Annotated in this window: 13 protein-coding genes; 7 read left to right on the top strand and 6 right to left on the bottom strand. The window is 72.6% G+C overall.

From position 1 onward, the window contains the following. Window positions 1-126: 126 nt before the first annotated feature. Both IE107_RS26420 and IE107_RS26415 read left to right on the top strand, forming a co-directional pair. Window positions 127-453 (top strand): type II toxin-antitoxin system Phd/YefM family antitoxin, encoded by a 327-nt coding sequence (locus IE107_RS26420; RefSeq protein ID WP_189546838.1) that lies wholly within the window; start codon window positions 127-129, stop codon window positions 451-453. After that, window positions 453-866 (top strand): type II toxin-antitoxin system VapC family toxin, encoded by a 414-nt coding sequence (locus tag IE107_RS26415; protein WP_189546837.1) that lies wholly within the window; start codon window positions 453-455, stop codon window positions 864-866. Before IE107_RS26420 ends, IE107_RS26415 begins: the two co-directional genes overlap by 1 nt. On the opposite strand, the gene IE107_RS26410 is transcribed toward IE107_RS26415, so the two are convergent. After that, entirely contained in the window at window positions 858-2,432 is a 1,575-nt protein-coding gene (locus tag IE107_RS26410; protein WP_189546836.1) for a FadD3 family acyl-CoA ligase, read from the bottom strand. The genes IE107_RS26415 and IE107_RS26410 overlap by 9 nt on opposite strands. Before the next feature lie 91 nt (window positions 2,433-2,523). Here IE107_RS26410 and IE107_RS26405 point away from each other — a divergent pair, with 91 nt between their 5' ends. Genes IE107_RS26405 through IE107_RS26395 form a run of 3 tightly spaced genes read left to right on the top strand, consistent with a single transcriptional unit; the run spans window position 2,524 to window position 4,906 of the window. Continuing rightward, complete coding sequence (locus IE107_RS26405; protein ID WP_189546917.1) at window positions 2,524-3,672, top strand: lipid-transfer protein; 1,149 nt, start codon at window positions 2,524-2,526, stop codon at window positions 3,670-3,672. A gap of 14 nt (window positions 3,673-3,686) precedes the next feature. After that, window positions 3,687-4,127 (top strand): Zn-ribbon domain-containing OB-fold protein, encoded by a 441-nt coding sequence (locus tag IE107_RS26400; protein ID WP_189546835.1) that lies wholly within the window; start codon window positions 3,687-3,689, stop codon window positions 4,125-4,127. Between the two features lie 5 nt (window positions 4,128-4,132). Beyond that, window positions 4,133-4,906: an enoyl-CoA hydratase/isomerase family protein gene (locus IE107_RS26395; protein WP_189546834.1), complete on the top strand. Its 774-nt coding sequence runs from the start codon at window positions 4,133-4,135 to the stop codon at window positions 4,904-4,906. A gap of 16 nt (window positions 4,907-4,922) precedes the next feature. On the opposite strand, the gene IE107_RS26390 is transcribed toward IE107_RS26395, so the two are convergent. Next, complete coding sequence (locus IE107_RS26390; protein ID WP_189546833.1) at window positions 4,923-5,480, bottom strand: hypothetical protein; 558 nt, start codon at window positions 5,478-5,480, stop codon at window positions 4,923-4,925. Between the two features lie 158 nt (window positions 5,481-5,638). Between IE107_RS26390 and IE107_RS26385 the strand changes: the two genes are divergently transcribed. Then, window positions 5,639-6,370 carry a hypothetical protein gene (locus IE107_RS26385; RefSeq protein WP_229867257.1) on the top strand — a complete coding sequence of 244 codons (732 nt, stop codon included), beginning with the start codon at window positions 5,639-5,641 and terminating at the stop codon, window positions 6,368-6,370. A gap of 72 nt (window positions 6,371-6,442) precedes the next feature. Here IE107_RS26385 and afsK read toward each other — a convergent pair whose 3' ends face one another. After that, window positions 6,443-8,827, bottom strand: coding sequence for a protein serine/threonine kinase AfsK (afsK, locus tag IE107_RS26380; RefSeq protein WP_189546832.1), 2,385 nt, complete (start codon window positions 8,825-8,827; stop codon window positions 6,443-6,445). A 160-nt stretch (window positions 8,828-8,987) separates the two neighbouring features. Continuing rightward, window positions 8,988-9,818 carry a VOC family protein gene (locus IE107_RS26375; RefSeq protein ID WP_189546831.1) on the bottom strand — a complete coding sequence of 277 codons (831 nt, stop codon included), beginning with the start codon at window positions 9,816-9,818 and terminating at the stop codon, window positions 8,988-8,990. Window positions 9,819-10,152: 334 nt separating this feature from the next. On the opposite strand from IE107_RS26375, the gene IE107_RS26370 reads away from it, so the two are divergent. Beyond that, window positions 10,153-10,800, top strand: a complete 648-nt coding sequence (locus tag IE107_RS26370) for a TetR family transcriptional regulator (protein ID WP_072485663.1) — start codon at window positions 10,153-10,155, stop codon at window positions 10,798-10,800. Window positions 10,801-11,029: 229 nt separating this feature from the next. Here IE107_RS26370 and IE107_RS26365 read toward each other — a convergent pair whose 3' ends face one another. Then, entirely contained in the window at window positions 11,030-11,518 is a 489-nt protein-coding gene (locus tag IE107_RS26365; RefSeq protein ID WP_189546830.1) for a nitroreductase family deazaflavin-dependent oxidoreductase, read from the bottom strand. After that, window positions 11,518-12,741, bottom strand: a complete 1,224-nt coding sequence (locus tag IE107_RS26360) for an acyl-CoA dehydrogenase family protein (RefSeq protein WP_189546829.1) — start codon at window positions 12,739-12,741, stop codon at window positions 11,518-11,520. The genes IE107_RS26365 and IE107_RS26360 overlap by 1 nt, the downstream gene beginning before the upstream one ends. Window positions 12,742-12,900 lie beyond the last annotated feature (159 nt).

The raw sequence follows: 12,900 nt of genomic DNA, 5'->3' as shown, positions 1-12,900 counted from the left end.
CATGCGAGAGGGGCACGAGCCATCGGCTCGTGCCCCTCTCCGCGTCCACCCCGCTGGGCGCCTCGGCAGCCTCGGCATTGACGCACGTGATGGCGCGATGTCGCACACCCTCGTACCATGTACGACATGGACAGCGAGGAGCACCACGACACCAGAATCACCGTCCGCGATCTTCAGCGGAACGCCGCTGCCGTCCTCGTGCGGCTGGAGCACGGGGAAACCTTCACCGTGACCCGGCACGGCCGGACCGTCGCCCGGATAGTGCCCCCGGACCCCGTCGAGGAGGCGGTCAATCAGGCTGTGGCCGACGGACTGATCGACCTTCCGGAGCTTGCGCGCGCGCGGACGGCCGCGCAGACGGCACGCATCCGGACGGCGCCCACCGCTCCCGGCGACACCCCCCTCAGCCAGGCTCTGGACAGGCTCCGGGAGGACGAGGAGGAAGGCCGCTGATGCGATTCATCTATCTCGACACCTCTGCGGCGCTCAAGCTCTTCAAGGCGGAGGCCGAAACCGAGGCACTCAAGGCATGGCTGTCCACCCAGGGATCCCCCATCACCCTGACCTGCGACCTCACGCGGACCGAGGTGCGGCGTGCGTTGCACGCTGTCGGCGCGGACCCCGACGTAGCCGCCGAGGCCGAAGGCTGGCTCGACGAGAGCGCCCTCATCCGCATGCCGCCGCTGCTCTTCGACCGCGCCGGCAGCCTGTCCCCCGGCAACCGGCTCCGTTCCCTGGATGCCCTGCACCTGGCCGCAGCACAGGGGCTGGGGCAGGCGCTCACCGCGTTCGTGGCGTACGACAAGCGCCTCGTCGAATCCGCGCAGGGCCTGGGGTTGCCGGTCCGGAGCCCCGGCTCACCGTGAGCCGTCAAGCCCCGCCCGCCCCCGCAGCTCCCCCTTGACCACCTTGCCGCTCGCGTTGCGCGGCAGTTCGGTCACGAACTCCACCGCCCTGGGGACCTTGTAGTTGGCCATCTCGCGGCGGGACCAGGCGATCAGGTCGTCGGCCGTCACCGTCGCGCCCGGCCGGCGCACCGCGTACGCCTTGCCCACCTCGCCGAGGCGGGTGTCGGGGATGCCGATCACCGCGACGTCGGCCACGTCCGGGTGCAGGCCCAGGAGCTGCTCTATCTCGGCGGGGTACGCGTTGAAGCCGCCGACGATGAACATGTCCTTGATCCGGTCGGTGATCCGCAGGTTGCCCGCCTCGTCGAGGACGCCCACGTCGCCGGTGCGGAGCCAGCCTTCGGGATCGATCGCGGCGGCCGTGGTCTCCGGGTCCTCGAAGTAGCCCTGCATCACGTGGAAGCCGCGGACCAGGATCTCGCCGGGCATGCCGGGGTCGGCCAGGACGCGGATCTCGGTGTCCGGGATCGCCCGGCCGGACGTCGAGGCGACCGTCTCGGCGGGGTCGCCGCGGCGGCACATCGTGACGATGCCGCTCGCCTCGGAGAGGCCGTACGCGGTGAGGACGGTGACGATGTGGAGCTCGGTGCGCAGGCGTTCCACCAGTTTCAGCGGGACCACCGCCGCACCCGTCACCACCAGGCGGAGGGCGGACAGGTCGTGGGCGGAGCGCGCCGGGTGGTCCAGGAGGGACTGGTGGAGGGTGGGCGGGCCGGGCAGCACCGAGATGCGTTCGGCCGCGATGTTGGCCAGGACCGTGTCCACGTTGAAGACCGGTTGCGGGACCATCGTCGCGCCCCGCATCAGGCAGGCGATGATGCCCGCCTTGTAGCCGAAGGTGTGGAAGAACGGGTTCACGATCAGATAGCGGTCGCCCTCGCGCAGATCCGCCAGCTCGCTCCAGATCGCGTAGCAGCGCAGGGTCTGGGCGTGGGTGATGACCGCGCCCTTGGGCCGACCCGTGGTGCCCGAGGTGTAGATGATGTCGGAGGGGGCCGAGGGGGCGATCGCGTCGGCCCGGGACCGTACCGCCTCGCCGGGCACCCCCTCCCCCGCCGCCAGGAAGTCCTTCCAGGTGACGTAGTCGTCGGGGGCGGTGTCCGCCAGCACCACCACCTGCTCCAGGCAGGGGAGTTCGGCCTGCGCCCGGCGCAGCGACGCCACGTACGAGGCGCCGAGGAAGGTGCCTGTGACGAAGAGGAGTTTCGCCCGGCTGCGTTGCAGGATGTACGCCGCTTCGGTGCCCTTGAAGCGGGTGTTGAGGGGGACGAGGACCGCGCCGGCCGTGACCGCCCCCAGCGCGGAGACGATCCAGTCCAGGGTGTTCGGGGCCCAGACCGCGACCCGGTCCCCCGGCTCGACGCCCGAGGCCATGCACGCGGCGGCGGCCCGCTCCACACGGTCGCCGAGTTCGGCGTACGAGATCCGGGTGCGGCCCTCGACGACCGCCTCCCGGTCCCCGTACCGCCGCGCCGCCGCCCGGACCAGCTTCGGGATGCTGCCCCACTCCTCGTCGCCGCGCATCGTTCGCCTCCCTGACGCAGTAGCTGACTATCCGTCAGATTAGCTGTAGCCTCAGCCGCTGTCAGCAGTCATGACGGCCTGGGAGGTGGCGGTGACGGCGCTCAAGGACGCGACGGCGATAGCCGGCATAGGGCAGACGGCCTTCGCGAAACAACTGCCGGAGTCCGAGAAGACCTTGGCCTGCCGGGCCATCGTCGCGGCGCTCGACGACGCGGGCATCGCCGCGTCGGAGGTGGACGCGTTCGCCTCGTACACGATGGAGGAGACCGACGAGGTCGAGGTCGCCAAGGCCGTCGGGGCGGGCGATGTCACCTTCTTCAGCAAGGTGGGGTACGGCGGCGGCGGCTCCTGTGCGACGATCGCGCATCTGGCCGCCGCCGTGGCGACCGGGCAGGCGAGCGTCGGGGTCGCCTGGCGGTCGCGGAAGCGGGGGTCGGGGCCCCGGCCCTGGAAGAACACCGCCGTGCAGCTGCCCACCCCCGCCCAGTGGACCCGCCCCTACGGGCTGCTGCGGCCGGCCGACGAGATCGGGATGCTGGCCCGGCGGTACATGCACGAGTACGGCGCGACCCGCGACCACCTCTTCAACGTCGCCCTCGCCTGCCGCAACCGCGCCAACCAGAACCCGGACGCGGTGATGTACGAACGGCCGCTGACCCGCGACATGTATATGACCTCGCGCTGGATCAGCGAGCCGCTCTGCCTCTTCGACAACTGCCTGGAGACGGACGGGGCGCTGGCCTGCGTCGTCGTCTCCGCCGAGCGGGCCCGGGACTGCCGGCAGAAGCCCGTCTACATCCACTCCGTCGCCCAGGGGCTGCCCGCCCAGCACCACGGGATGGTCAACTACTGGAACGACGACCCGCTCAGCGGCCCCGCCTGGACGGCCGCCCGGCAGCTGTGGAAGCAGGCCGACTTCGGCCCGGACGATGTCGATGTGGCCCAGATCTACGACGCGTTCACCCCCCTCATCCCGCTCTCCCTGGAGGGCTACGGCTTCTGCGGGCGCGGCGAGGGCGCCGCGTTCACCGAGGGCGGGGCGCTGGAGAGCGGCGGGCGGCTGCCCATCAACACCGGGGGCGGCGGGCTCAGCGAGGCGTACGTGCACGGCTTCAACCTGATCAACGAGGGCGTCAAGCAGCTGCGCGGTGTCTCCACCGCCCAGGTCCCGGACGCCGGGACGTGCCTGGTCACCGCCGGCGAGGGCGTTCCCACATCCGCCGTACTGCTGAGGGGTTGAGGGAGTTGACCGGGATGGATGCCCTGCTGCTGCCCGTCGTGGACGAGGACGGCGCCCCCTTCTGGCAGTACGCGGCCCGCGGCGAACTCCGCGTCCAGGCGTGCGCCGCCCGGGAGTGCGGGCGGCTCCGCTTCCCGCCCCGGCCGTGCTGCCCGCACTGCCAGTCCTTCGAGAGCGAGTGGCGGCCGATGAGCGGACGCGGCCGCATCTGGTCCTACGTACGGCCGCATCCGCCGCTGCTGCCCGCGTACGCCGCGCAGGCCCCGTACAACGCCGTCGTGGTCGAGCTCGCGGACGCGCCGCAGATCCGGCTGGTGGGGAATGTGGTGAGCGGTCCAAACGCCCCGCTGGACTCGGTCGATCCCGGGCGGCTGCGGATCGGTGCGCCGGTGCGGGCGGTGTTCTGTCCGGCCGGTCCGGGCGTGACCCTGGTGCGCTGGCTGCTGGAGCGGTGAGGGCGATGGCGCTGCGCACGGAGACGGACAAGGAGACCGGGGTCGCGCTCGTCACCCTGGACCGGCCCGGGAAGCTCAACGCGATCGATCTGGCCACGGCCGCGGAACTGGCCGCCGCCTGGCGGGCGTTCCGCTTCGACGACGGGGTGCGGGCCGTGGTCCTCACCGGTGCGGGCGGCCGGGCCTTCTGCACCGGGATCGACCGGGGCGCGGATGTGCCGCAGCCCTCGTCCCCGTACACGATCGACGATCCGCTGCTCGCGATCGGGCCGAAGGCGAACGACCTGTGGAAGCCGGTGATCGCGGCCGTGGAGGGGATGGCCTGCGGCGGGGCGTTCTATCTGCTGGGCGAGGCGGAGTTCGTGATCGCGTCCGAGGAGGCGACGTTCTTCGATCCGCACACGACGTACGGCATGGTCAGCGCGTACGAGGCGATCGCCATGGCGCAGCGGATGCCGTTCGGCGAGGTGGCCCGGATGTCGCTGATGGGGACGGCCGAGCGGGTCTCGGCCCGCCGCGCGTACGAGACCGGGCTGGTCAGCGAGGTGACGGCGCCGGGCGGCGCGGTGGACGCCGCGCTGCGGGCGGCGGGCGTGATCGCCTCGTACCCGACGGAGGCGGTGCAGGGGACGGTGCGGGCGGTGTGGTCCGCGCGGGAGGCGGCCAGGGCGCAGGCCATGGCCCACGCCCCGCACCTGATCGCACTCGGCAATCTGCCGCCGGAGCGGCAGGCCGGGCTGTTCCGGGGGCGGGGCGCGGGCGGGTTCCGGACGCGCTGACGGGCCGGCCGGTGGCTCAGTCGCTCAGCTCGGCGTCCACACGGCAGTTCTTCACCTTGGAGACCTTGCGCGGGTTGTCCATCCGCACGGAGACGGTCTTGGTCTCGCCGCCCTCGGCGTCCACGGTCGCGTCACCGGTGTCGACGGTGTGGCCGAACGCGTCGAGGAAGGCCACGTCGACCTTGTAGGTGTGGGAGCCGGTGGCACCGGGGGCGGCGGTGAGCCTGACGGTGGAGGTGGTGACGGCCTTGCGCTTGCCCTTGCGGGGCTGGACGCAGCGGGAGACATACGCCTCGGGCTCGTCGGACGCGGTGTCGGTCAGGGTCGGGGTCGGCGTGCCGTAGACGGTGCCGTCGGAGGAGCTGCCCGACGAGTCGTAGTCGTAGTCATCGTCGTCGTAGTCGCTGCCGTGGTAACTGCCGTTGCTCTTCTTGGAGTTGGAGCAGCCGCCGCCGCTGCTGCCCGACCCCTTGCTCTTGCCACTGCGGCCGCCGTGGCTGGAGGTGGAGAAGCCGGTGAGGGCGAGTACCACCACGACCAGTACCGCGGAAAGCTTTATGTGCTGCCGCATCATCGATGCAGCCCCCCTTGTGTTGTTGTCCGTTTCTGCAGTTGTCGAACGACCGTGCGTCACGCTAGCGCAAGGTGCGGGCGCCAGGGGCCGGGCGTAGCGTCGAGCCGAGAGCGGTGCAGAGCTGTGACGCCGGTCCGCGCACGCGCAGGAGGCCGATGATGATCCGCAACGTCCTGGGCTCGGTGCTCGCTCTCGCCGGAGCGGCGGCCGCCGTGCTGAGCCCCTTCCGTGACTGGTACGACGGTCGTCTCGGGCGCCACTACCGGATCGAGGAGCTGTTCACCGGCATCACCGTCGGCCGGCCCGGTCTGCTGGATTCGATCCTGCTCGCGTTCCTCTTCGCCGCCCTGCTGACGGTGGTCGGTGTGGTGCTGCGGTCGCGGCTGCTGGTGGCGGCCGCGGGTGTGGTGGTGCTCGGGTTCACCGTGCTGTGGATGGTGCGCCAGGGGCAGGCGACGGGGAGTCTGACGGTCGCGGGCGATGGTTCCGGGCTGCGGTGGGGAGTGGCCGAGGCGGCCGCGGGCGGCGTGCTGCTGCTGATGGGTGCGGCGGTGATGTCCGGGCGGCGGGCCGCTCGCGGGGCGCGCGATCGGCCGTACGCGGCTCCCGGCTCGGAGCACCCGGACACCTGGCCGCCCACGCAGGAGCCGGGGCCGTCCGTGCAGACGAGCACGCTGCCGGAGCCCGAGCCGGAGCTGTACACGGGGCCGGATCCGGCGGCCCGCCCCCCGGACGCGGCGTCGGGGCCGGGGCGGGAGTCGGGGTCAGGGGCCGCACCGCACCCCGCGCCGCACCCCGCGGCGGGCTCGAACCCGGACGACCAGGAGACGGCCCAGCTCCCCGTCGTGCCGGACGAGGGCCCGGACGCGGACGGGCGCCCGCACCGCTGAGGCCCTCCGCGCCGGGGGTTCTGCCCCGGGGCGCGGGACGGGCTCGGCGTCGCCCCGGACGGCCCGACCGGCCTACGCCCTGGCCCGGCCGCCCGTGCCCGTGCCCTTCAGCGCGTCCAGCGCGTACACGCAGCGGTCCTTGCTGCACGCGTACACGACACCGCCCTGCGCCACCGGCGACCCCGTGATCTCGCCGCCCGTCGCCAGCTTCCAGCGGAGCTGGCCGCCCGCCGCGTCCAGGGTGTACAGAACATGGTCGGCGGAGCCGAAGTGGACCCGGCCGTCGGCGACCACCGGTGCGCCCACCACCTCGCCGCCCGCCGCGAACCGCCACTTCGGGGTGCCGGTGACCGCGTCCAGCGTGTACAGCGCGCTGCCGCTGCCGACATGGACGTTCCCGCCCGTCACCAGGACCGGTTCGATCGACTGGCGGGCCTCCGTGGCGATGCGCCAGCGGTCCTTGCCGGTCGAGGCGTCGATCGCGTACACCGTGCCGAGGTAGTCGGCGAGGTACACACCGCCGCCCGTGACGGCGGGGCCGGGCACGAACGCGGGCGGGGAGAGGAAGACGGCGGGCGACTCGAAGTGCCAGCGCACATGGCCGGACACGTTGTCCACCGCCAGGACCCGGGCCCCGGCGCCGACGTAGACGAAGCCGTCCGGGGCCGGGGTCACCCGGACCGGCACACCGCCGCAGGAGGCCGCGTCGCCGATGGGGTACGACCAGCGCTCGATGCCGGTACGGGCGTCGAGGGCGCGCAGCCGGGCGTCCTGCCAGAGGTAGACCGTGCCGTCGTGGATCGCGGGTCCGGCCTCCGCCGTCTCGAAGTCGGTCTGTACGCCGCCGCTCTCCCACAGCTTCTCGCCCGTGGACGCCTCCCAGGCCTGGACGCCGCCGCCCCGGGTGCCGGTGACGACGGTGCCGCGGTCGGTCTTGAGGGAGTAGACCCAGGCGTCCGTCTGGAGCCGCCACCGCTCTGCGCCGGTCGCCGCGTCCAGGGCGTACAGGGACGGCCCGTCGGAGGCGTGGATACGGCCGCCCTCGACGGCCATCACCCAGGCCACGTCCCGGGTCTTGAACTGGCGGCGCCCGTTGCCGACGTCCAGGGCGTGCACCTCGAACGACGTGACGTAGAGGAGGTCCCCGGCGACCACGGGCGTCCCCCAGACGTCGTTGGACATCCGGAACCGCCAGGGCCGCCAGCGGTCCGGGCCGGGCGGCGGGGGCTCCGGCGGATGCGCGGGGGCGGGTACGGGCGCGGGGGCGGCCGTGGCGGAGCCGTTCACCCCGGCGGGCGGGCGCACCCAGCCGGTCGCGGGTCCGGCGTCCGCCATGGCCGTGGCGGTGGCCCGTACGTCCTGGGCGCGCGGGCCGGGGCCGATCGGCACCTTCGCGCCGGGCAGCCGCACCGGACCGCCCGCGTCGGGCGCATGAGCCGAGCCGGACTGCGGGCCGGCGGCCGAGGAGCGCAGATCGCCGCCGCTGCGCCAGGCGGTGTCCCGGTCGGCGCCCGGCGGCTGCGGGGGCGGCGGCGGCACCGGGGCGGGCGCGGAGGTCTTCCGGCCGCCGCGGCGCTGCTCGATCATCGCGGTGGCGGAGGTCGGCAGCCACGCGGAGGCCGTACCGCTGTCGTCGCCGCCGGAGGCGAAGAGGTGCGGGGCGAGCTGGGCCTGGAGGTCGGCGGGGGTGGGCCGCAGACCGGCGTCCATCTGCATGCAGGACTCGATCAGCGGCCGCAGTTCGCCGGGCAGACCCTCCAGGTCGGGGCCCTCGCGCAGCAGCATGAAGACCGTCTCGACAGGGTTGGCGCCGTGGAAGGGCGCATGGCCGGTGGCGGCGAAGACGAGGGTGGAGCCGAGCGAGAAGATGTCGCTGGCACCGGTGACGCTGCGCGAGTCCCTGGCCTGTTCGGGCGACATGTAGGCGGGTGTGCCCACGGCGACGTTCGTCATGGTCAGCCGGGTGTTGGAGACCCCGGACGCGATCCCGAAGTCGATCACCCGGGGGCCGTCCTCGACGACGAGCACGTTCGACGGCTTCATGTCGCGGTGGACGAGCCCCGCTCCGTGGATCGACTGGAGCGCCTCGGCGATACCGGCGGCCAGCCAGCGCACCGCCTGCACCGGCATGGGCCCGCACTCACTCACTATCTCTTCCAGCGAGGGGGCCGGCACATAGGCGGTGGCCAGCCACGGCACGGCGGCGCGCGGGTCGGCGTCCACCACCGCGGCCGTGTAGAAGCCGCTGACGGCGCGGGCGGCCTCCACCTCGCGCGTGAAGCGGACCCGGAACAGCTGGTCCTCGGCGAGCTCCGTACGGACCGTCTTGATCGCCACGCGCCGGCCCGAAGCCGAGCGGGCGAGATAGACCAGCCCCATGCCGCCGGCACCGAGCCGTCCCAGCACCTCGAACGGGCCGATCCGCCTCGGGTCGTGCTGCGTCAGCTGCTCCACCACTTGCCCTGCCACCTCCCCGTACGGGCCTCAGGAACAGAAGCCCGCGAAAACCCGCCCTGTGCGGCGTCTCACCACTGGGCACCACCCGGCGGTGCGCACCCCGATTCTTCCTGGCTGAGGCCCTGGTTGCGAACCCGGGGGCGGATCGGGGTGTCACAGCTCACTCTGCCCCCTTCTCGGACACAGGGGGCTGAAGTACGGCGAAGACGGCGCCCTGATCGTCCTGGAGGACCGCGATCCGCCCGTACGGCATGTCGAAGGGCGGCGCGGAGATCCGGCCGCCGAGGCGTACCGCGTTCCCTGCCGCGCTGTTGCAGTCCTCGACGGCGAAGTAGCTGAGGAAATGGCTGGGCATCTCCGCCGGGAAGGCGTCGGTGATGACGCTGCGGCCGCAGACCGCGGTGTCCGGTCCGGGCTCGGTGCCCGCCGGGGACCACATCCGGTAGGCGGGAGCGGACCCGGCCGCAGCGGAGTCGTCGGCATCGGTGTCCTGTTCGGTGTCCGGGGAGAGATCGGTGGCCTGGAAGCCGAAGACCTGCTCGTAGAAGGCGTCCACCCGGTCCTTCTCGCGGGTGTGGACCTCGGTCCAGCAGAAGGAGCCGGGTTCGTTCTGCTTCTGGAAGCCCTCGCGGTCACCGGCCTGCCAGAGCCCGAAGACCGCTCCTCCGGGGTCGGCCACCTGGGCGAGGGCTCCGGCCCGGCCGGCCCGCACCGGTTCGGTGATCACCTGGCCGCCCGCCTCCCTGATCCGGGCGACGGTCGCGACGATGTCGTCGGTGGCGAAGTAGATCCCCCATGCGGTGGGCATCCGGCCGTCCTGCTTGGCGGCGAGCGCGGCGACGAGCTTCCCGCCGCTGCAGGCGTCCGCGTACGGCCCCTCACCGGCCCGGAAGGTCCAGCCGAACAGCTCACCGTAGAAGCGCTTGCCCGCTTCCAGGTCGGGAAGCTGCGCATCCACCCAGCACGGCGCGGATCGCGCGAATGCGGCCATGGGCCCGGGTCCTTCCGTGATCACGCGTCGCTCGCGATGCGTGGCAGTGACGCTCGTCACAGCAAACGTAACCGCGGGTCGCGTACATTGCGCCCCGACCCCTCCACATCGAACGAATTTTCGACAGACTCCGACGGAAGACTTCCATGCTCACGGCATCACGGAAAGTTATCCACGGAAGTTATCCACAGGCTGTTGATAAGACTTATCGCTCCGTGGTTCGATCCCGGTGTGCATACGGCGAAATCCGGCCACTCCCCCCACCGCGTCTGCGCTGATCCCCATTTGCAGTCGGCCGAATCGCGCTCCGATCACCCCTCGGTAAGCTGACGGCATGACAGGACAAGTGCGCACCGTCGACGGCCGCGTGGCCGGTCGACGCGGACAGGCGACGCGGCAGAAGCTGCTCGACTGCCTCAGCGAGATGCTCAGCTCCTCACCGTACCGGGACGTCAAAGTCATCGACGTCGCCCGGAAGGCGGGGACTTCACCCGCGACCTTCTACCAGTACTTCCCCGACGTCGAGGGCGCCGTCCTCGAAATCGCCGAGGAAATGGCCAAGGAGGGCGCCGGGTTGACCGAACTGGTCGCCGGCCGCTCCTGGGTCGGCAAGGCCGGCTGGCAGACGGCCGAAGAACTCGTCGAGGGATTCCTCGACTTCTGGCGGCACCACGACGCGATCCTGCGCGTGGTCGACCTCGGCGCGGCCGAGGGCGACAAGCGGTTCTACAAGATCCGCATGAAGATCCTGAACTCGGTCACCAACTCCCTCACCGATTCGGTGAAGGAGCTCCAGGCCAAGGGCAAGGTCGACAAGGAGGTGAGCGCCGCGGCCATGGCGGGCTCGCTGGTCGCGATGCTGGCCGCCGTCGCCTCGCACCAGAAGGGCTTTACGACCTGGGGCGTGAAACAGGCCGAACTCAAGCCGAACCTCGCCCTGTTGGTGCATCTGGGCATCACCGGCAGGAAGCCGACGAGATAGCACCGGCGCCGACGGCCCCTCCCCCACGGGTATCGCGTGGCCGTCCCGGGCGCCCCAGGTCCTGTCTCACCGACGGCGGGCCACGCATGTGGTCCGCCGTCGGTGCACCCGGACCGTGTCAGGGCCCGCCACCCACAGGCGCCACCGCGTACAGGAACCGGCAGGCGCAGACGCCGCCGCATACAGGCGCCGCCCGTTCAGGAACCGCCACGCACAGGAATCCCCGCGTTCAGGAGCCACCGCGTCCACGCAGTCTGAAGAGCCGGATCTCCCGGTCGACCCGCTCCTGGTAAGTCGCGTACGGCGGCCAGAACTTCAGCGCCGCCCGCCACACCTCGTCCCGCTCGGCACCCTCCAGCAGCGTGGCGTGCACCGGAATGTCCCGGCCCCGCCAGTTGACGACCGCCTTGTCGGGACCGGCGAGCAGATTCGCGGTCCAGGCCGGGTGCCCCGTACGGCCGAAGTTGCTGCCGACCAGTACCCAGCTCCGCTCCGCCCCCTCCTCCGGCATGCAGGCCAGCGGAGTGGTTCTGAGCTGCCCGCTCCTCGCCCCCGGCACCGTCAGGATCAGCCCCGGCAGCATCCGGGCGCTGAGCAGCACCTTGCCGCGCGTGAGCCGGTGCACCGTACGGTCCATGGCGGGGACCAGATGCGGGGCGATCCTCGCGAACGCGCGGGTGGAGGAGACCTTCTGCATCAGCCGGACACCGGGCGCCATCAGACCGCCACCCGTTCGGCCGATCCCGGCGCGGCCGGCCCCGTCGCCGGCCTGGCGAACAGCCCGGCCCGCTGTGCCGCGTGGTCGCGGAGCCGGTGGACGGGGCCGAAGAGCAGTTCGTCCGCCGCGGCCCGCTTGAAGTACAGATGCGCCTCGTGCTCCCAGGTGAAGCCGAGCCCGCCGTGCAGCTGGACGGCCTCGGCGGTGGTGGTCCGGAGCGCCTCCAGGGCCTGGGCGAGGGCGAGTCCCCCGGCGGTGGCCGGGTCCCAGGCCGCGTAGTACGCCGCGGAGCGGGCCGCCTGCACCTGTACGTACAGATCCGCCAGGCGGTGCTTCACGGCCTGGAAGGAGCCGATCGGCCGGCCGAACTGCTCGCGCGTGCCGACGTATTCGACCGTCCGCTCCAGCACGCTCGCCGCCGCCCCCACCGCCTGGGCAGCGAGCAGCGCGGCAGCCGGGGGCCCGGCTGCCGCGAGTGCGCCGGTGACGTCCGCGGCGTCGTCCGCGCCGAGGAGTTCGGCCTCGGTGTCGCGGAGTTCGATCCGTGCCAGCGGGCGGGTCTCGTCCAGCGAGGTGCGCCGGGCGCGGACGACTCCGGCCGCCGTGTCCGGACGGACCAGGAAGAGGAGCGTACGGCTGCGCGGGAAGCCCCCGGCGTGGGCCGCGACCAGGAGGAGTCCGGCGCTGTGCCCGTCGAGGACCTGCGCGGCCTCCCCGTACAGCCGCCACCCCGCCGCCCCGGTGACCGGCCTGGCCTGCATGCCGCCCGCCCGGCCGCCGCCCGCCCAGGCGCCGTCGGCGGGGTCGGCGGTGAGGCCCAGGGCGGTGGCGAGCGCGCCGCCGGGGACGGCCAGGGTCGCGGTCAGCCCCCCGGCCGCGATGCGCGGCAGCAGGGCGGTGCGCTGGGCGTCGGTGCCGAGCGCGGCGATCAGGGGCGAGGCGAGCGCGGCGGTGGCGATCAGGGGCGAGGGCAGCAGGGCGCGGCCGGTCTCCTCGCAGGCGACGGCGAGCTCGGTGAGGCCGCAGCCGACGCCTCCGTACTCCTGCGGGAGGGCGAGTCCGGGCAGCCCGAGGTCCTGGGCGAGGCGCCGCCACAGCTCAGGGTCGTACCCGCCGGCGGTGCGCACGGCGCTCCGGACGTCGTCGGGTGCGCAGCACGCGGCCAGCAGTTCGCGCAAGGTGCGGCGGATCTCGTCCTGTTCCGCGGTGAAGGCGGCATCCATCGTCGGACTCCTTCCCCTCAGGGGCCGGAAGCCCCTGATCTGACGGTGCGTCATGTTAGGGCCGAATCCCCGGGATGCCCAGAGCCGCGCACGGAAGGGGTCCGGAAGATCCCTGCCTCACCGACGGTCCCCCCGCCCACCTATCTGATGTACCGTCAG

Source organism: Streptomyces gelaticus (assembly GCF_014649535.1).
In the GTDB taxonomy this organism is placed as follows: Bacteria; Actinomycetota; Actinomycetes; order Streptomycetales; family Streptomycetaceae; genus Streptomyces; species Streptomyces gelaticus.
The sequence above is the reverse complement of the archived record's forward strand: the minus strand, read 5'-3'. Positions and strand labels throughout refer to the sequence as shown.